Origin of the sequence: Providencia sp. PROV114, from assembly GCF_032704305.1 — a bacterium.
Lineage (GTDB): Bacteria > Pseudomonadota > Gammaproteobacteria > Enterobacterales > Enterobacteriaceae > Providencia > Providencia rettgeri.
Genome location: NZ_CP120528.1, coordinates 437,186 through 457,255, shown reverse-complemented (window position 1 = coordinate 457,255; position 20,070 = coordinate 437,186). Strand labels below are relative to the sequence as shown.

The window sequence follows — 20,070 nt, the reverse complement described above, 5'->3', positions numbered from 1 at the left end:
AATGAGAACTATCCCCCTAGCGTTATGTTTATTTTCACCTTTATTATTACCTAATTATAGTTTTGCAACTGAAAAAGTTGAAAGCTTTCAATCCTTTATTAATCGTGTATTAGAAAACTCTAATCCTATCAAAGTGAAAGTATTAGAATTAGAAGCAGAAGGTTATCGAGCTAAACAAACTGATTATTTTTATCTTCCAAAAGTATCAGCATCAAGTAAAATTAAAAATAGTGATAACAGTATTAATAGTAATATCACTGCAACTTCAATGGTATATGACAGCACATTACGTCATCGATTTAATGAAAAAAACCTAAAACTACAGGTATCAGAACTTTCTCTGAACAAAGAAAAAGACGATCTTTATAGCGCTATCACCAACAATCTTATTGGTATCCATTACCTTAGTGAACTAACAAAAACGACGGAAATTTTAAATAACAATGCAAAAGATATTTTTAGTTCAATTAATCGTCGCTATAAAAGTGGAGTTGCTAAATCTAGTGATGTAGAGCAAGCTTCATTATTAATGCAACGTATTGAAACAGAAAGAACAAATATAGAAAAAGAAATTGAACAATATAAATCAAATATTGAGCTTGCCTCTGGGATATCATTTCCGAAAGATGGCGTACTAGTTCCACCAGCTCTACTCAAAAATTTAAAATCGACGATTATTGATAGCGAGAATATTCAACAAAATATCGAATATAATATATTGAAAATGCAAGCGGATTCGATGAAAGAAAGTGCGTATCAACAAAATTCTTTCATTAACGTTAATCTAATCGCAGAAGAACGATATCTTGATCAAACGAGAAACCGTAATGAATCCTATATCGGTATGGAGATGAAATTAAATATTTTTGATATGGATAAAAAACTCACTGAGTTATCACAATTTAAATCATATGAAGCAGCAAAAGAAAAAGCTGATTATAAATATAAAGAATCAACTGCAAAAATTAAAAATCTAAAGCTCATTGCTAATTCAAATGCGACTGAATTAGCTGGCTTACAAGAGCAACGAAATATCATGCATTCTATTATTAAAAGTCAGCAACGTGAATATGAAATATCGCAGTCCTCTTTCTATGAAATGGTTAATACTTTATTTGACATGTTAACTATTGAAAAGCGCATTACAGAAATTATGATAGCAGATATGAAAAACAAAATGGAATATGTCCAATTAATTGGGAAGCTAGCCAAAATTGAAACGCCATCTTCATAAATTAAATCAGATATATAATAAGTTTATTTATTCATTTAAAATATTATATCAAAAACCGAATAAATTAGCGCTAATTACTAAAGAGCTATACCGAATACCTAAAAAAGTAAAAATTCTTTTTGGTATCACGTCGCTATTTATTGGTTATATCTTGTTAGCTGAAATTGAAGTCTCTTCCCCCGGAGAAGGTATTATCTCTGGGGTATCTAATCGATTAGAAATCGTGAGTCCAGCATCTGGCTTCATTAATCAATTTAGTATCAAAACCGGAGACAAAGTAGAAAAAGACCAAATTTTGTTTTCATATACGAATATAGATGTATTGCATCAAGAAAGAACACTAACAAATCTTGTTGAGTTTGCCAGTGAGCGTATTGAAGAGCTAGAAGATAATAAAATTTTATTAAATAAGATCCTTGATGGAAGTATTAGTAATGAATCTGAATATTTTTCGATTGCAAAAAATTTGAAAAGTAAAACACTAAGTGCATACCGAGAACTATATGGCTACATTTTGTTAGGTATGGAAATTACTAGCTTACGAGCTCAATATATTGCACAAATTAAAGAGTCTGCTGAATTAGAAAACCAAATTAACATTTTGAAGAAAAAAGGAAGTTTATTATCCACCGCACGAGCTCCTGAAATTGAAAAATTGAATAATAATTCTGAAATCAGTAGAACTATGTCACTGATTACAACAGGTGAATTGAATGGTCAGAGGATACTTAGAGAAATTGCATTATCTGAAAAAAAATATACCGCACGCCTTATTGGTGAAATACAAGAAAATGAAGATCAACTTAATCGCTTAAAAAAGGAGAAACTAGAAAATAGCGGACAAATGGAGTTACTAAGAAATAAAATCAGGGCTAATAGCGTATTATCCCCCATAGATGGAGTTGTTCTAAGTATAGAGAAAGACTTAGAAAAAGGTTCTTACGTTGAAGCCTCAAACTTAGTGATGGTAATTAAAAAACAGCAAAATAGCCGAGTTGTTGAAGGTAAAATATTGGCAAAATATCGTCCTTTTATCTCTCCTCAGCTACCTGTAAAAATAGTTGTGAACTCTCCCGGGTTTAAAAAAATTATTCGCGGTAAGGTCACCAAAATTAGTGCCGATTCTTTTACTGATCGTGAAAGGATGGGCCAAGAGCGCTTTTATTCGGTACAAGTGACTCCAGAACAAGATACTATTATTTCCGCTGACCATGATGGCTTGCCGGTTATGATCTATATATCAAGTAAAAAAATATCTGTTCTTAATTATTTAACCGCTCTAATTAGCGATAATATTACATTTAACGTTTGGTGATTATATGTTGGGTTTTATTTCAGCATTATCGGCAGCCGTCGCAACCATGACATTGTTGATGGCTGTATTACTTGCGAATGTATTAGCAAGTGCAATGGAAGTAGAAAAAAATAAAGACAAAGCTCTTTTAACGGGAATTAAAGAAAAAAATACGGATGAAACTGAGGAATTCAATAATAAAAATATCATGGCCAAGTCATTAACCTTTAGTCGTGAAGTATTACAAGTTCTTGATAATAAAAAAGTCAAATCTGTAGATATTTACTGCACCTACGGTAATAATATTTCCTTTGATTCCGCAATGACATATACCGTCTATAATACGATATTAATTAAACGAAACACGCCTAATGCTTCGATTAAAGCACTAAAGCCTGTCGAAGATAATGTGGGAGTTAATGCCTGCTTCCTAAAAGGTGAGGAATATGAAAGCAAGTAATTTTCATGATATTATTAATCAATACTTTAAAATATTAGGAGAGCCTTTTACGACTCCGGCGATCTCGTATGATAATAAATATATTCTAAATAACATCAATGAATTTATTGATAATAATTTTTTCACTTATCAATATATTCCCATCATTGATTTCAGTGAAAAAAAACTACCATTACTCTTTATTATGGAAATAACAGATGGAAAATATATTATTATCAAAAATCAAAGTGGTCAGCTGACCAACTTAACAACCGATCTAACCATAACACCGCAACTCATTGAAAGTAAAAATTTATTTTCATTTTCATCTAATGAGAAAACACTTAATGAAGATAGTATATACCAATCACTAATCAAACTAACACCAAAGTCTAGTTTATTTTCGTTACCTTTAATTGTATTTGCGCTACTACTTCCATTATATTCAAATCTCTTTAATTCTCGGTTAGTTTATAGCGAATCTGTAAGCTCTTTATTGTATATCAGTTTTATTTTTATTGTCGTCATTGGCTTAGAGTTTTTCATCAAACATATTATTCATGAACAAAATATAAAAAAAATAAAGCTTAATATCAGTATTTTTAATCGTTATTTTGTTAACTTATTAAAACAATCTAGCTGTAAAAGTGCCTCAATTAAGGTAAGAACAGCAGAAGCATCAATCTTACAGGTATGGGAAATTAAGCCACAAATTATTTATGATATTGGGTTAGCTATTTTATTTTCATTTTGTATTGTTGGCATGTTAGGTCTTTATTCATTATTGCTATTGAGCTATTACGCTGGGTTTATCTTTTTATGTCTGCACATCCGCTTTCTATCCTACAAAAATATGCTGAGAGCTAACACCTTAAACTATGAAAAATCAGCCATGTACTACTCGTTAGAACAAAAAAAACATGAGCTTTGTTTTGCCAGAGATGACTATTTTAAGCAATACATCAGTATAAAAACCAATGAAGATGAAAAAATAAAATTAAAACTAAACGAGGCCAATCATCATTGGATGGAAATTATCAAAGTAAATACGTTTTTATCCATGATAGTAATGTACATAGCTAGCTATTTGGCTATTGGTGACGGAAGCTTAAGCTTAGCTTCTATTATCGCCGTAATGATCATTAATGGTCGACTTTCTGGTGCTATCACAAGTGCGATTAATCGCTTATTTATAGTAAAAACACATCTATTTCATATCAAATCCAGTATTGATCAGTTAAAAAACAATCCACTTATTCATTTTAAAGTAGATGGCATAACAACAGATTCAATAACACATTTTAGTGCAAAAAATCTTAGCGTTAGTATTCATGGCAAAACGATTATTAACCAGCTCAATATTGAAGCCAAACCCGGTGATGTTATCGGTATAACAGGTGTTTCAGGAGTAGGAAAGACATCACTGATGAAAGCCTTATGTGGGACTTCACAATACGCCTCAGGGAATATTACAATCAATGGTATTAGTATCGATGAAATTTCCCAGTGCTTTTTAACAGAAAAGATTGCCTACCATAATGGTGTTTCAACATTCGTTCATGGCAGTATTCGCGATAATTTTAATTTCTATGGTGTATTCGATAACGACATAATTGTTCGTCTTACTAAACTCTGCTGCCCGAGCTTACTGATTAGCAAAGAAACATTAGATGATACTCTCGTCACCGATATCGCTGCATCTACAGGGGAAAAGCAAAAATTACAGCTTGCTCTTATACTGATGAAACAACCTGACATGATCTTGTTAGACGAATCAACATCATTTATGGCGACCTCTGATGCACTCCCATTCTTACAATTAATGAAACAAGAGTTTGAATTAGATAAATCAATTATTTTCTTGTCTACTCATGACTTAGGGTTAGCCTCATTTTTTACTACACATATTGAATTATCACCGGGTCACGCTAAACGCATTAACTCCCCACAGCATCACAATGAAATTGTTATTCCTAAAATTAGCTTGAGCTAATAAAGCAAAACGCCCACTTAATTGTGGGCGCTTTGCTTAAGTTTTCATTCAATGAATTTAACTTTGGTGTGTTTTTATGAACCGTATTACAAGAACATAAAGAACACCATACCAACGATTGCCCCTGTCGTACCAAGGATAGTTTCCATGACTGTCCAAGTTTTTAGGGTTTGCGCTTCTGTCGCCCCCGTAAACTTGCCATATAGCCAGAAACCAGAGTCATTCACATGGCTTAAGATCAATGAACCGCCTGAGATACAAATCGCTAAAGCCGCCAGCTGTGCTCCTGAGTAACCTAGCTCACTGATAACTGGGAGTACTAAGCCTACTGCGGTTAAACATGCAACCGTTGCAGAGCCTTGAATAACACGTACTGCTCCTGCTAATACAAAGCAAGCAACCGCAATCGGTAAACCAGCACCAATTAAAGAATCACCTAGCGCAGGGCCAACACCTGAATCCACTAAAATTTGTTTAAATACGCCACCAGCACCCGTTACCAGTAAAATGATCCCAGCGGGTTGAATCGCTGCAGAACAAATCGCCATGACTTTTTCTTTATCCATACCATAACGGAAACCTAGGCCATAAATCGCCAGTAAACACGCTAACAGTAATGCGGTGAAAGGGTGACCGATAAACTCTAACCAATGCTCAAGCGTGGTTCCTTTTTCAACTAAATGTGTTCCGATGGTTTTTAAACCCACTAATACCAATGGGAAAAGCACTAAACACAAGCTAAATCCAAAGCTTGGCATTCTGCCATGTTCTGTATTTGGCGCTTGATAATCCGCTGGAATATCAATATGAACAAAGTTACTGATAAATTTACCAAATAAAGGTCCCGCTAAAATCATGCCAGGGATAGCAGCACATAGCCCAATTAAAATCATCCAGCCATAATCTGCACCCATTTGTGATGCAACCAACATTGGTGTTGGCCCCGGTAATAAGAACGCAGCCGCAGCGGCAACCCCTGCAAATAATGGGATAGCAAGGCGAACAACGTTATGGCCAGTGCGGTTCGCTACCGCAAACACCACACCGATTAACAAAACAATCGCCACATCAAAGAAAAGTGGTAGAGCACAAATCAACCCTGCGACACCCACTGCATAATGCGCATTTTTTTCACCAAACAGATTCAGTAGCTTATTCGCAATCTGATCTAAAGCACCTGTTTCATGCAGAATTTTACCGAACATTGCTCCGAGAGCGACTACGATAGCAAGGAATCCTAAGGTTCCCGCCATGCCTTTTTGCATGGTTTCAGTGATCTGTTGTACTGGCATACCTGAAAACAAACCCGCACCAATAGAAACGATCATGAGCGCGACAAATGCGTGTAAACGAGCATACATCACTAAAAAGAGCAGTAAAACAACCGAGCCAACCGCCGTCAGCACGAGCGTTAACGTGCTTAATGTTTCTGGGGTATTCATTAGTTATCTCCAGCGACAATCTTACGAATAGTAGAACACGTATTTTCAATCACGTTTTCTAAGGATGGGCGAATATCAACAACCTGTACATCAGGTTCATCCGCGCCAGGTTCTTGCAAGGCATCAAATTGCGATTTCAGCATTTCAGGCTTAAAGAAATGACCTTTACGTGCTTTCAATCTTTCTTCAATAACAACCGCATCACCTTTTAGGTAAATAAAATAGAGGTTGTGGTTCCCCTCTCTTAAGATATCTCGATAGCTTTTTTTCAATGCGGAGCTCACCACCAGAGATACCCTATTTGTTCTTTGCATTGCAAAAATGGCATTGTTCAATGCAACTAACCAAGGTTTACGGTCATCATCATTTAATGCATGACCCGATGCCATTTTTAAAATATTTGATTTAGGGTGAAGAAAGTCACCATCAAGGAAGGCAGCTTGCAGTTGCTGTGCGACACCTGTGGCAACAGCAGACTTACCACTACCCGATACCCCCATTAGTACAAATGTATAGTTTTGTTTTTGGGTATCATTCATAGGAAACTCCTCAGATATTCACTATTGTCCTGGCTTTAGTTAAAAACCGGCATTTGTTACCGGTAACAAGTTACGGGTAACATTATCATCAGTGAGGATTTATTTAGCAATAAAATTGGCCAAGAAAAAAGCAGATCTGTGATAGTTATCGCAATAATATAGAGGGTGCCAAGATATGAGTTTTTAATAATTTGAAGTTCAACAAATAAAGCTATCGTAAATAATTCACACTACGGCGCGAAGTATGACGGATAAAGCTACCCGAAATAATTTGAATTAATAACTCGCATTATAGCTTGCTCTTTATCCTAAATAATTCGTGTTGTAGCTAGACGCCAATCGAGCTAACCTCTGGGAGCATACACAAGTATGTGACTAGAGTTAGCAAGTGCGGGCAACGACGCTACGGCGCGAAGTATAACGGATAAAATTAGATACTTTCGCCAGTGAGGAGACTAAACCCCACATCAAAATGCGTCTCGACAAGCTTCTTACCAGACATTCTCGCCAACAAAACTTCCGCCGCCTTGCGCCCCATTTGGTCCCTTGGCGTCAAAATACTTGCCAGTTTTGGCGTCATCACTTGCCCTACGTCATGGCCATGAAAACCTGAAATAGCAAGGTCTTGTGGAATTTGAATCCCTAGACGTTGACACTCAAAAATCGCCCCTATCGCCAAGTCATCATTGGTACAAAATAAACCGTCGGTATCTGGGTATTTAGCGCGGCAATCGTGCAGTAGTTGGGCGCCTAGCGAATACGATGAGCTCGCTTGTGTCATCACATTACGAGGCTCAAGATTTGCATCGAGCATGGCCTGCTCATAACCCTTTAAACGAATAAAAGTACGCTCATCATGCCTTGCCCCTAAATACACAACTTTACGGCAGCCACGCTCAATCATCGCTTGGGTCATTTGGCGGGAAGCTTCAAAGTTATCGATACCCACTGCGATATCTAGGCAAGGTGAAACGCTATCCATAATCTCAACAACGGGGATCCCCGCAGTTTTCAGCATACGTAACGTGCGTTCAGTATGTGTTCGTTCGGCTAAAATCACACCATCAATATTATAAGAAAGTAGCGAGGTCAGCCGCTCTTCTTCTTTTTCTGCTAAATAACCATAGTGAGCGAGCATGGTTTGGTAACCATGACGGTCCGTCACTGCTTCAATTCCACGGATCACTTCGGCAAAAACTTGGTTTGTTAAAGATGGGAGCAATACCCCAATGGCATGGCTGGTTGAATTCGATAAAATATCGGGCGCCTTATTTGGAATATACCCGGAAGCCTCCACCGCCTGAGCAATTTTATCGCGCAAAGCTTCTGAAACCTGCTCTGGGTTTCGTAAAAAACGGCTCACCGTCATTTTTGTAACGCCAACTTGGTCGGCAACATCCTGCAGAGAAGGTCTTTTTTTCTTCATAAGTTCAAAGCGATATCCAATTCGTTAACGATAACTATGTTCTGCTATCTATTAATGGATAGCAATCTTTGTTACTGATTTACATCACATAAACATCGAATTTTCTGAGCACGGCAACTTTTATAGTTGACTCTCTATCATGACTCCGCTAATTTTCGCGTTATATAATTATTATCATAACGAAGCAATAAAATTAGATTATGGCAATCAATCGTAGGCAGTTCCTTAAATCCAGTGCAGCACTGGCTATTTTTTACAGCTTGCCGAGCTTTGCACAAACTCGCCTAGCCGTCGAAGCGGCCATATTTGGAAAACTCCCAGCACCAGAAAATATTCACCGAGTCATCAGTTCAGGTCCTCCTTCCGACTTACTGATGTTCGCATTAGCTCCTGAAAAGATGGTGGGTTTCGCCTCTATTTCGCTGAAAAAAGGGCAAACCGGCCTTTTTGCACCACAATGGCTTGAGCTGCCTGTTTATGGCCGCTTAGCAGGCCGTGGGAGCACCCTTTCTCTTGAGCAACTGCTGTCTTATAGCCCAGATTTGATCATTGATACCGGAAACATTGACGAAACTTATCGCTCACAAGCGGAAAAGGTCGCCAAACAAACTCATGTACCTTGTTTATTAATCGCCGGCGGGTTAAAAGATTCACCTCAACAACTTACACAACTAGGTGAAATATTAGGCGTTATCCCGCAGGCTCAAACATTGAGCCAACTCGCTCAACGCTATATTAATGATGCCACTTTATTTGCCAATCAAAACCAACAAAAATCGCTGAGTTTTTACCTTGCAAGAGGAGCAAAAGGTTTAGAAACTGGCGCTAAAGGCTCAATTCATACTGAAGCGATTGAAATGCTCGGGTTACGTAATGTGGTTGATATTCCTAATTTCCATGGTCTGACTACGGTTTCTATGGAGCAATTATATCAATGGAACCCTGACATCATTATAACTCAATATGACGAATCCATTGAATTAATGACAAATTCCGCATTATGGAGAGGCCTTGATGCCATTGCCAACAACCAATTATTACTATTTAGTGGCATGCCATTTGGTTGGTTAGATGGGCCTCCAGGGGTTAACCGCCTATTGGGAATGAGACGCCTACAAAGCCATTTTGATAAAAATATTGCTGCGAATATTAAGCATGATATCGCTGAGTTTTTTACTCATTTCTACCATTCATCATTAACGGCACAGCAAGTTGAGTTGCTCATGGAAAAATCATGAATGATGTACTGAGACAAGGGAGAAGATCCTTTTTATTAATCATCATTTTATTAATAAGTTTTATTATCGCCTTAATAAGTGGTAAGTACTCACTTACATTCAATGAGCTTTATCATCTATTTGTCAGCCAGTTATCTTCTCATAGCGAGTTGAGCAACCCGCGCCATGAAACTATTTTCTGGCAAATACGATTTCCTCGCACGTTAGCCGCTATTGTCATTGGTGGAGGTCTGGCTATTGCAGGAGCGGCTTACCAAGGTATGTTCCGTAACCCATTAGTTTCCCCTGATATTTTAGGCGTTTCCGCCGGTGCTGGCGTGGGTGCTGTTATCGGTATTTTCTTTGGCCAATCCTTATTTTACATTCAACTGAGCGCATTTATTGGTGGGCTAATCACCGTCTCCTTAGTCTGTTTTATTGCTCGATTAGCGCGGCAGCATGATCCTGTTTTATCCTTGGTGCTGGTCGGTGTTGCCATCAGTGCACTATGTGGTTCTGCCATCTCCTTAATGAAAATTCTTGCCGATCCCTACACTCAACTGCCTTCCATCACATTTTGGTTGTTAGGTGGATTGTCATCGATTACCCAAGCTGACCTAGTCTCCGTGTTACCGATGATGGTTATCGGTATTATTCCGTTATTATTATTACGCTGGCGAATGAATTTACTCAGTTTATCGGATGAAGAAGCCAAAAGCCTTGGGATCAATGTCAGTTTAACTCGTGCTATCTTCATTGTTTGTGCCACTTTACTCACGGCAAGTGCGGTTTCTATTGCGGGAATTATTGGCTGGATAGGCTTGATTGTGCCACATATCACTCGAATGATAGTGGGCGCTAACTTTCGCTATCAGCTCCCTGCATCACTGGCAATTGGTGCTATTTTATTACTCATTACAGATACCTTAGCACGGACTATTGCGGCAATTGAATTACCCATAGGCATTTTAACCTCCGCAATTGGCGCCCCCTTCTTTTTGGCTATTTTGTTACAGACAAGGCGGGTGAAATGAGTATTTTGTCTTTGCAAGAGGTCGCTATTGGTTATCATGACATATCAATCATTGATGGTATAAATCTTTCGTTACCTAAAGGTGAGATTAGCTGCTTATTAGGCGCCAACGGCTGCGGTAAAACCACGTTAATGAAAACTTTACTGGGACTATTACCGGCAATTAAAGGTAAGGTATGGCTCAATGGGCAAGAGATTAAGAACCTTAAACCACGCGAAATCGCCAAAACTGTCGCCTATGTTCCCCAAGCTCATGATACCCCCTTTACCTTCACGGTACTTGATATGGTTATGATGGGCTTAACACCGCATATTTCATTATTTTCGGTTCCTAAAGAAACAGGAAATAATTTAGCCTATCAACAACTCAAGCATCTGAATATCTCACATTTAGCATCACGCCTATACAGCACGCTTAGTGGAGGAGAAAAGCAATTAGTATTGATAGCAAGGGCTTTAATACAAAAACCATTACTTCTAATTATGGATGAACCTGCCGCTAGCCTTGATTTTGGTAATCAAATTCGCCTACTTGAGCAAATAGAAAAATTAAAATCTCGCGGTATGACAATTTTGATGTCAACTCACCATCCACAGCATGCCGCTGCTATCGCTGATAATGTTATTTTGCTCGATAAGCACCACAAAGCAAGGCAAGGATTATCTAAATGTATGTTAACACTTACTAACTTAGCAGCCCTCTATAATGTGGATAAACATAGCATTCAATCTCACTTTCAGTTTCCATCAGCGTTTTCTAGTTAAGGTCAGAAGCCATGTTAATCAATCAAATCGATTTTGCAAAAATGTACCAGCAACATATGCAACAAGCTCAACGAAGCCGTAAAGAACCGGAACATTGGGATAAAAAAGCACAACAAATGGCGCAAACTTGCGCTAACCCCAATGACCCATATTTAGTCCAGTTTCGCAAATTAATGGATTTAACAGGTGCTGAAACACTGCTTGATGTGGGCTGCGGCCCTGGCTCCATCAGTCTGTGTCTTGCGAATGAATTCAAAGATGTTATTGGTATTGATTATAGTCGTGGCATGCTTGAGATGGCTGAACTGCGCGCAAAAGAACTCGCTATTCACCATGCACGCTTTGAAGTACTCGCATGGGAAGATGATTGGAGTTCATTGCCAAAAGTGGATATTTCAGTGGCATCGCGCTCAACACTCGTTGATGATTTAAAAGCCGCTTTACTCAAGCTCAATCGCCAAACAAAATTACGGGTTTACACCACTCATACCATCAACCCAACATTTATTGATGAACACATTATTCGCAAGATAGGCCGCGAAGTTATTCGTTTGCCAACCTACATTTACGCCGTGAATATTTTGCATCAAATGGGCATTAATGCGCGCGTTGATTTTATCAAAAGTCCTAAGAAAGGTGGGTTTGATAGCTTTGACACTTTCGCTGACAGCGTCAATTGGTCTCTTAAAAATATCACACCAGAAGAAACCGCTATCTTACGTAAGTACTATGATGAACAAACGGATTTAGGTAAAACAATTCCTTATCCATCCAGAGATTGGGCGATGGTATCTTGGGATGTGGTTGATGAATCGGAACTGACATTATGATTTACCTACCCGATACATTAATCGACCAACTACTGCTAGATGACATTCAATACGGTGACCTCACCACACGGGCACTCGGCTTGCACTCTCAAATGGGTGTAATAACCTTTACATCCAAATTCGGAGGTTGTATCAGTGGGCTGATTATCGCCAAACGCATGCTAGAGAAACTGGGGATCACTTGTGATTGCCACTTTCAAGATGGCCAACTTGTTGAGCCGCAAAGTGTTTTAATTTCTGCCACTGGGCCGATTGAAGCCTTGCATCAAGGCTGGAAAGCAGTGCAAAACGTGCTTGAATGGTGTAGTGGTGTCAGCCACTACACCCAGCAAATGGTCAGTATTTTGCGCCAATATCAACCGGATGGGCAGCTTGCGTGTACTCGAAAAACTATTCCTTATACCAAGCCTCTTGCCTTAACTGCGATTTTGGCAGGGGGCGCTATTATTCATCGAGCGGGTAGCGCAGAAAGCATTTTACTGTTCACCAACCATCGTCAATGCCTTGAAAATCCAGATGATTGGGCAAGCCATATAAAAACACTGCGCCAAGCAGCCCCAGAAAAAATGATTATTGTCGAGGCCGATGATTACGAACAGGCCATTCTTGCAATCAATGCGCAAGCCGATATTGTACAACTCGATAAACTGCCTATTGAACAAATTCAGCAACTACAAGAACTCACCAAGCAGCAAAACCGGCCTTGCCAGCTATCGATTGCAGGTGGAATTAATTTAAAAACAATAGAAGCATTCGCGCAAACTGGTGTATCACTCTTAGTTACATCCGCGCCTTACTACGCAGCACCCCGAGATATAAAAGTGAAGATCTTTAAGCAGTAAGCTAAGAAGTTAGCGTCAGAAAAACCGTTCGTAAAAACAGCCTACCCCGTAGGCTGCATCCACCTATGGTTAATGACGCATATCGTTGTATAAAAAATAATATATCGTTATTTACAAAACTGGAAAGACATAATGAAAATAAAACAAATTACCTATTGGATTGGGATGGCTTTATTCACGACACAGGGCTACGCAGCCTCACCTAACACTGAAAAAAATACCGATGTGATGTCCGTTTGGAGCACCCCGCTTGCCGCTGATGCTAACATCATCACAGAAAACCAAATGAAGCAGTTGAATAAAACAAACGTCGCACAGGCGCTGAGTACCATGCCAGGAGTTTCTATTCAAAAATCAGGAAACCGCAATGAAACTCAAGTCAATGTACGTGGTTTTGATAGCCGCCAAGTACCTATTTTCTTTGATGGTATTCCAACTTACGTGCCTTATGACGGTACGCTAGACCTTGGCCGCTTCATGACTAGCGAGCTAGCCAGCGTAGAGCTATCTACCGGCTATACCTCTCTATTACAAGGCCCGAACCTGATGGGCGGGGCTATCAACTTAACCACCGCCACGCCTCAAAAACCCTTTGAAGCCAATATTAGCTTAAACCAAGGTTTTGCTCGCGGTGCAGATAACGCCCACAATATCAGCGCACGTTTAGGGGGGCGTAACGATCTCGGCTTTATTCAAGTCAGTGGCAGTCAATATAAGCAGCGCTTTATGGGAATACCGGGCTCAGAAAATAATAACCCATTAGCGGGTAATAATGGCCGTCGCCCGAATTCAGCAACTGATGACAAACGTATGATGGTGAAAGTAGGCTGGACACCACGAGAAGCAGATGAATACGTCGTGACTTATTTAAAACAAGAGGGTGATAAAAATAGTCCACCTAGCGTAGCGAATAAAAAACAACAAATTTGGCAGTGGCCTGCTTATGATAAAGAAAGCATTTATTTCAACGGTACAACCCAAGTCACCGACGATATCGCCTTACAGAGTCGCCTATACCACGATACGTTCAAAAATACGCTTCATCAGTATAAATCTGTCAAAGATTACGAAAAAGGCCTTTATAACTACAGCCGTTACGATGATTACAGTAACGGTGCTGACATGCGTGTTGACTTCACCGTGCGTGAATTAGATATGCTGTCATTTGCTGCACACTGGAAAGAAGACGTCCACCGTGCACGCGCCAAAAGAGATGTCCCATTCGACCGCTATAAAGATAATACCTATTCTATTGCTACCGAATATCAATGGGTTGCCATGGATAACTTAGATATTATTGGTGGTATTGGCTATGACTGGCGCAAAAGTGCTGATGGTAAGCGCTATGATTACAAATCTGGTGATTTTGAAAAATACGATGGCAATAGCCAACATGCGTTCAACTGGGAAGTCATGGCTCGCTATCATTTAGAAAATAAAGATACCGTTCAATTTTCTATATCAGAAAGAAGCCGTTTCCCAACGCAAAAAGAGCGTTATACCAAAGAAAAAATGAAAAGTGACGACACATTCGTCATTAACCCACATATCGATACTGAGCGTGCTCTTACCTATGATTTGACTTACAAGGGACATATCTCACCCACTTGGTCATATACTTCAAGTCTCTATTATAACCATGTAACTGATGCCATTATGGCGCATCGTGTCGGTACTAATCAGGATGGAGGTTATATACTCGAAAATCGTAACAGCGGCAAAGTTGACTACTTTGGCATTGATTTAGGGACTAACGGGCAAATTACCGATTGGTTGGAAGCGGGTTTAAGTTACGGCTACATTCATGCTGATCCAAAACACTACAGCGTTAAGCATGTTGCTGAATTACCTATCCACAAAGCCTTCGCTTGGGTGAAATTTACCCCTTATGAGCCATTCAGCATCACTGTAACCGAAGAAGCAAGAAGCTGGGCCTTTAATTATGTCGATGCAGATAGCAAAGTGCGTGGATATGCCAAAACTGACCTACGTTTAGATTATGACTTTGGACAAGGAATATCTGTTAATACATCAGTTAATAACTTATTCGATAAATCATATGAATATACTAATGGGTATATCGAAGAGGGTCGTAATTATTGGTTAGGTATTGAATATAAATACTAATCTAAATATATTAGGCAATGACTTTAATCATTGCCTAATATTATATAAATAAAATAAGATTAATCTGTGCTCCTGCAAAAATAATAAACATAAACCCCATAAAGTAAGCTTTAGAGGGTGAGAAAAGAAGGTTGTAAATTAAAGGCAAGATAAGTCTTAATTAAAATTACATCAAATTAAAACTAAATCTTTCAATTAATTGTTCATCATGAGTTATGAATTTATAATAAATTTGTTTAATATATGTTTCATTTTATCTGTTTATTTTTAAATAAAATTAAATATCATTTTTTATATTTTATTTATTAGTCAAAAAAACTCAGCAAAGCTAAAATTTTTTGATAGCACCGCATTCATCTCTTGATTCTCAATAGTTCAAGAAACTGTGATAAACTTGTGTGCAGTAAACATTTGCATTTTTCAACGGGTGGGGTCAGTAAAATGGAAAAGATGAGTGAAAAAAAAGTTCTTGCGATGGCAGAACATATTTGCCAATCAAGAGGCGTCAGGTTGACACCACAGAGAGAAACGGTATTGAGCCTAATAGCACAACAGCATGGTGCGATCAGTGCTTATGATTTACTCGACTTACTACGTGAAATTGAACCTCAGGCTAAGCCACCTACCGTTTATCGTGGCCTTGAGTTCTTAATGGAGCAAGGTTTTATCCATAAAATCGAATCAACCAACAGCTATGTTGTTTGTCACCATTTTGATAACCCAAGCCATATCTCTGTTATGTTAATTTGCGACCAGTGCGGAAGCGTAACGGAAAGTGATTGCACAACGATAGAAGCCGCAATTATTAATTTGGCAGATGAACACCAATTCCGCTTAAGGCATACCGTAGTGGAAAACCATGGTTTATGTAAAAATTGCGACGAAGTGAATAGCTGCCAAGATCATGAACATTGTCATCATAACCACGAACAACCTGTAACCCCTAAGAAAAAGTAAATAGCCGGACTGCTAGATCGTTTGATGAAATGCAAAGAGAAAATAGAGAAGAGAAAAATATAAGAAAGGAAACAAAACAGGCAGACTTCAGAATAAAACCATGAAATCTGCCTGCAATCGTCTTCACCGTCTGTAACACAGCTGGTTGCTAACGAAAATTAATACCAATCACTGTTACGAATAACCCCAACCGCTAAACCTTCAATAGTGAAATTTTGCTGACGCAAGTCAACAACAATAGGTTCGAATTCTGGGTTTTCTGCTATTAACTCAACACGGTTACCCTGTTGCTTAAAACGTTTAACAGTGACTTCATCTTCGATACGTGCAACCACTACTTGCCCGTTATGTACATTTTGTGTTTTATGCACAGCTAATAAATCGCCATCCATAATACCAATATCTTTCATGGACATCCCATTCACACGCAACAAGAAATCTGCATGTGGTTTAAACAGCTCAGGGTCAACTTGATAGTGGCTCTCAATATGTTCCTGTGCTAATAATGGTTCGCCAGCAGCTACACGTCCAATCAGAGGTAACCCCTGATCTTCGGTTTCTTCTTCAAGAAGCAGACGAATACCTCGAGATGCACCTGAGACGATTTCAATAACCCCTTTACGCGCTAAGGCCTTTAAATGCTCTTCTGCCGCATTAGGCGAACGAAAACCAAGGCTTGCTGCTATCTCAGCGCGTGTAGGAGGCATACCCGTCTGCGAAATGTGGTCACGCACTAGATCGTAAACCTGCTGTTGTCGAGCCGTCAGTGCTTTCATTCCGTTCCCCTGTTTGTTTATACAGTCAAGCTGTGAGTATATACAGGTAAATGAAGATTTGGAACAGTTAAATCGCTCAATTTAAGCATTTGTTATCGATTTATTTTCTTTTTACCTGATTAAGTAACCAAACACCTTAACCAGGGAAATAGCGCTGCCATAATACAAGTACCCAAATAAACAACGCTAAACCGATACTCACAAATACCGCGGCAGAACCAATATCTTTAGCTCTCCCTGAAAGTTCATGATATTCACTTCCGATACGGTCAACTACGGCTTCTATCGCGCTATTCAGTAATTCGACTATTGCCACCAGAACAACAGAACTCACTAACAAAATCCTATCTATATAGCTGATATCTAAATAAAATGCGATAAAAATCGCGATAATTGCAGCAACAGATTCTTGCCTAAATGCGGCTTCATTAACCCAAGCTGCCTTCAAACCTTTAAGGGAATACCCCGCAGCTTTAATCACTCGCGTGAAGCCCTTAACTTGACTCGCCATATTTATTCCTTAAAAAATACAAACAATAATCGATTTTTACGGTCAAAGTGAATTGTCAGTAACAGATCTAACCATGTATTTCTGGTATGATTGCGCAGCATTGTTAACAAGAGGCTATAATCATTTATGTCACTATGGCGTAAAATATATTACAACACGTTGAATTTACCACTTAAATTATTGGTAAAAAGTAAACTAATTCCTTCGGATCCCATCACTGAGTTGCAGCTTGATGTCAACAGGCCAACCCTATACGTATTACCTTATCATTCGAAGTCTGACCTCCTCACGCTACGGCACCAATGCTTAGCTATTGGTCTGCCAGACCCGCTGGTCGACAATGATATCAATGGAACGAAGCTTCCGGCCTACGTTTTTATCGATGATGGCCCACGTGTTTTTCGCTATTATTCACCGAATCCACGTAAGGATTCAGTAAAAACATTCCATGCTTATTTAGATTTGCATAAAAACAACCCAAATCTAGATATTCAAATGCTACCGGCATCCGTGATGTTTGGGCGCTCACCTGGTCGTGAAGGCCATACCCCAGCACCACCACTGAAACTGTTAAATGGCATCCAAAAATTCTTCGCCGTTTTATGGTTAGGACGTGACAGCTTCGTACGTTTATCTCCGATTGTCTCAATTGGGAAAATGGCACAAGACCACGGTACAGACACCATTATTGCCAACAAACTTGCTCGTGTCGCACGTATTCACTATTCGCGCCAACGTCTCGCAGCAGTTGGGCCTAAACTCCCTGCACGTTATGAGCTGTTTAATAAGTTATTGACGTCAAAAGCAATTGAAAAAGCCGTTGAAGACGAAGCGCGCAGTAAAAAAATTCCACTCAAAAAAGCTCAGCAAAATGCCGTTGGGATGATGGAAGAAATCGCAGCCAATTTCTCTTATGAAGCAGTACGTTTAACGGATAGGGTTCTTAGTTGGACTTGGAATCGCCTTTATCAAGGCATTAATGTTCAGCACGCTGAACGAGTCCGCCAGCTAGCACAAGACGGCCATGAAATCGTTTATGTGCCATCCCACCGTAGCCATATGGACTACTTACTGCTCTCATATGTGCTATACCATCAAGGGCTAGTTCCACCCCATATTGCCGCGGGGATCAACCTCAATTTCTGGCCTGCTGGGCCTATTTTCCGTCGTTTAGGGGCCTTTTTTATTCGCCGAACGTTCAAAGGCAATAAACTGTATTCGACCGTTTTCCGTGAATATTTAAGTGAGCTATTTGCCCGAGGTTACTCCATCGAGTACTTTGTGGAAGGTGGGCGCTCACGTACCGGTCGTTTGTTACAGCCTAAGACGGGTACTCTCTCCATGACGTTACAAGCGATGTTGCGCGGTGACTCACGCCCTATCACCATTGTTCCTATCTACATCGGGTATGAGCATGTGATGGAAGTGGGTACTTACGCCAAAGAACTGCGCGGTGCAGAAAAAGAGAAAGAAGGCTTTTTCTCTATGGTTCGCGGCTTGCGTAAATTGCGCAACCTAGGCCAAGGCTATGTTAACTTTGGCCAGCCAATTTCGCTTCCACACTATCTCAACCAGCGTGTACCTGATTGGCGCGACTCTATCGACCCTATCGAACCACAAAGACCAACTTGGCTAAACCCAACAGTCAGTTCGTTAGCCGATAACATTATGGTCAATATTAATAATGCAGCCGCAGCCAATGCGATTAACCTGTGTGCGACTGCGTTACTGGCTTCTCGTCAACGCTCACTGACTCGTGAGCAACTAGTTGAACAAGTCGACTGTTACCTGCAATTATTGCGCAATGTGCCATACACCGCAGATGCTACAACGCCAAATAAAACGGCCGAGCAATTGTTAGAACATGCTTTGCACATGGATAAATTTGAAGTCGAAAAAGACAGCATGGGGGATATTATCATTCTTCCTCGCGAAAATGCCGTCTTGATGACCTATTACCGTAACAATATCCATCATTTATTAGTATTACCATCGCTAATAACTAGCATTGTGTTGCACCATGAACGCATTAGCCGCCAAGACATTCACTATCAAGTAGGCCAAATTTACCCATTCTTAAAAGCAGAACTGTTTATGCGTTATAACAGTGATGAGCTACATGAGACGGTAGATACACTAATTGATGAACTGAATAACCAAAAGCTAATTTGCTTAAAAGAAGATGATGTGGTGGTGCTAAATCCTCGCCGTATTCGCCCATTACAGCTCTTAGCAGCAGGCGTTCGTGAGACTTTGCAACGTTATGCAATCACATTGTCATTACTCAATGCGAGTCCAGAAATCAGCCGTAATACACTGGAAAAACAAAGCCGTATCCTTGCGCAACGCCTTTCTGTTTTACACGGTATTAACGCTCCTGAATTCTTTGATAAAGCGGTATTCTCGACATTGGTCGATACCCTAAGGGAGGAAGGCTACATTGATAATAATGAAAATGATATCTTTGTAACCAATGCACAGAAACTGTATGCCGTTCTGGCTCGCTTGATGTCACCTGAGATTCGCTTAACCATTGAAAGTGTTAGCCAAGACGATGAGTTTTCCACTGCGATAGAGAAGAATACAGAAACTGAAACAAATGCAGACTAGAAATCTTGGAGCTAAATAAGTAAAAGGGGTAATGT

The 20,070-nt window shown here is 39.5% G+C and carries 17 protein-coding genes; 12 read left to right on the top strand and 5 right to left on the bottom strand.

Annotated features, from left to right (window positions below; translation table 11 throughout):
• Nucleotide 1: 1 nt before the first annotated feature.
• The 4 genes from P3L37_RS02010 to P3L37_RS01995 are packed head-to-tail and all read left to right on the top strand — an operon-like array spanning nt 2 to nt 4,960.
• Nucleotides 2-1,234 carry a TolC family protein gene (locus P3L37_RS02010; RefSeq protein ID WP_109913058.1) on the top strand — a complete coding sequence of 411 codons (1,233 nt, stop codon included), beginning with the start codon at nt 2-4 and terminating at the stop codon, nt 1,232-1,234.
• Nucleotides 1,215-2,549 carry an HlyD family efflux transporter periplasmic adaptor subunit gene (locus P3L37_RS02005; protein WP_239466024.1) on the top strand — a complete coding sequence of 445 codons (1,335 nt, stop codon included), beginning with the start codon at nt 1,215-1,217 and terminating at the stop codon, nt 2,547-2,549. Before P3L37_RS02010 ends, P3L37_RS02005 begins: the two co-directional genes overlap by 20 nt.
• A gap of 4 nt (nt 2,550-2,553) precedes the next feature.
• Nucleotides 2,554-2,988: a hypothetical protein gene (locus P3L37_RS02000; RefSeq protein WP_109913059.1), complete on the top strand. Its 435-nt coding sequence runs from the start codon at nt 2,554-2,556 to the stop codon at nt 2,986-2,988.
• Nucleotides 2,975-4,960, top strand: coding sequence for an ATP-binding cassette domain-containing protein (locus tag P3L37_RS01995; RefSeq protein WP_109913060.1), 1,986 nt, complete (start codon nt 2,975-2,977; stop codon nt 4,958-4,960). The genes P3L37_RS02000 and P3L37_RS01995 overlap by 14 nt, the downstream gene beginning before the upstream one ends.
• A gap of 86 nt (nt 4,961-5,046) precedes the next feature.
• On the opposite strand, the gene gntU is transcribed toward P3L37_RS01995, so the two are convergent.
• The 3 genes from gntU to gntR form a co-directional block, all read right to left on the bottom strand.
• A complete protein-coding gene (gene gntU / locus P3L37_RS01990; protein WP_004915184.1) occupies nt 5,047-6,402 on the bottom strand; it encodes a gluconate transporter in 1,356 nt (451 codons plus the stop codon).
• Nucleotides 6,402-6,941 (bottom strand): gluconokinase, encoded by a 540-nt coding sequence (gene gntK / locus P3L37_RS01985; RefSeq protein ID WP_004915186.1) that lies wholly within the window; start codon nt 6,939-6,941, stop codon nt 6,402-6,404. The genes gntU and gntK overlap by 1 nt, the downstream gene beginning before the upstream one ends.
• Nucleotides 6,942-7,371: 430 nt before the next feature.
• A complete protein-coding gene (gntR, locus tag P3L37_RS01980) occupies nt 7,372-8,367 on the bottom strand; it encodes a gluconate operon transcriptional repressor GntR (RefSeq protein ID WP_109913062.1) in 996 nt (331 codons plus the stop codon).
• A gap of 200 nt (nt 8,368-8,567) precedes the next feature.
• On the opposite strand from gntR, the gene P3L37_RS01975 reads away from it, so the two are divergent.
• From P3L37_RS01975 to zur, 7 genes are all read left to right on the top strand, one after another.
• Nucleotides 8,568-9,605: an ABC transporter substrate-binding protein gene (locus P3L37_RS01975; protein WP_109913063.1), complete on the top strand. Its 1,038-nt coding sequence runs from the start codon at nt 8,568-8,570 to the stop codon at nt 9,603-9,605.
• Complete coding sequence (locus P3L37_RS01970) at nt 9,602-10,618, top strand: FecCD family ABC transporter permease (protein WP_109913064.1); 1,017 nt, start codon at nt 9,602-9,604, stop codon at nt 10,616-10,618. Before P3L37_RS01975 ends, P3L37_RS01970 begins: the two co-directional genes overlap by 4 nt.
• The gene (locus P3L37_RS01965; RefSeq protein WP_109913065.1) at nt 10,615-11,382 is read left to right on the top strand and encodes an ABC transporter ATP-binding protein; all 768 of its coding nucleotides are present in this window, start codon (nt 10,615-10,617) and stop codon (nt 11,380-11,382) included. The genes P3L37_RS01970 and P3L37_RS01965 overlap by 4 nt, the downstream gene beginning before the upstream one ends.
• 11 nt (nt 11,383-11,393) lie before the next feature.
• Complete coding sequence (locus P3L37_RS01960) at nt 11,394-12,212, top strand: class I SAM-dependent methyltransferase (RefSeq protein ID WP_109913066.1); 819 nt, start codon at nt 11,394-11,396, stop codon at nt 12,210-12,212.
• On the top strand, nt 12,209-13,054 hold the full coding sequence (modD, locus tag P3L37_RS01955) for a ModD protein (RefSeq protein ID WP_109913067.1): 846 nt from the start codon (nt 12,209-12,211) through the stop codon (nt 13,052-13,054). The genes P3L37_RS01960 and modD overlap by 4 nt, the downstream gene beginning before the upstream one ends.
• A gap of 132 nt (nt 13,055-13,186) precedes the next feature.
• A complete protein-coding gene (locus P3L37_RS01950; protein ID WP_117163069.1) occupies nt 13,187-15,181 on the top strand; it encodes a TonB-dependent receptor plug domain-containing protein in 1,995 nt (664 codons plus the stop codon).
• A gap of 441 nt (nt 15,182-15,622) precedes the next feature.
• Nucleotides 15,623-16,138, top strand: coding sequence for a zinc uptake transcriptional repressor Zur (zur, locus tag P3L37_RS01945; RefSeq protein ID WP_004915213.1), 516 nt, complete (start codon nt 15,623-15,625; stop codon nt 16,136-16,138).
• Nucleotides 16,139-16,296: 158 nt separating this feature from the next.
• On the opposite strand, the gene lexA is transcribed toward zur, so the two are convergent.
• Nucleotides 16,297-16,914, bottom strand: a complete 618-nt coding sequence (lexA, locus tag P3L37_RS01940; RefSeq protein WP_004915217.1) for a transcriptional repressor LexA — start codon at nt 16,912-16,914, stop codon at nt 16,297-16,299.
• Between the two features lie 136 nt (nt 16,915-17,050).
• Nucleotides 17,051-17,425, bottom strand: coding sequence for a diacylglycerol kinase (locus tag P3L37_RS01935; RefSeq protein WP_004915220.1), 375 nt, complete (start codon nt 17,423-17,425; stop codon nt 17,051-17,053).
• A gap of 126 nt (nt 17,426-17,551) precedes the next feature.
• On the opposite strand from P3L37_RS01935, the gene plsB reads away from it, so the two are divergent.
• Nucleotides 17,552-20,035 carry a glycerol-3-phosphate 1-O-acyltransferase PlsB gene (plsB, locus tag P3L37_RS01930; RefSeq protein WP_109913070.1) on the top strand — a complete coding sequence of 828 codons (2,484 nt, stop codon included), beginning with the start codon at nt 17,552-17,554 and terminating at the stop codon, nt 20,033-20,035.
• Nucleotides 20,036-20,070 lie beyond the last annotated feature (35 nt).